General features: G+C 40.0%; 1 protein-coding gene. It reads right to left on the reverse strand.

Annotated elements, in window-relative coordinates; genetic code table 11:
* On the reverse strand, positions 1 to 220 hold a 220-nt coding region (locus SB749_RS20490), incomplete at its 3' end, for a hypothetical protein (RefSeq protein WP_410711930.1).
* Positions 221 to 245 lie beyond the last annotated feature (25 nt).

Raw genomic sequence — 245 nt, forward strand, 5'->3', positions numbered from 1 at the left:
CTACGTTTTGCTTTGCAAGATGCGATTGAGCAATCATCGCTTCGTCATAGGTTTTGTCTGTACAGCCATCAAGGTAAACATGAATAGCATACTGCTCTGTGCTGTATAACATAGAGCCAAGGTTATACAGCTTTTCACGAATATGTTCTTGCTCGTTGTAGGCGCACATTAAAATGCCAAAGCGCGTTGTTGCTGGGGTAGCGTTTGATTCGATGTTCACTTTATCATTACTAAAAATCTTTAAT

The sequence above is a fragment of the Brevibacterium sp. SIMBA_078 genome (assembly GCF_046534565.1).
GTDB lineage: Bacteria > Actinomycetota > Actinomycetes > Actinomycetales > Brevibacteriaceae > Brevibacterium.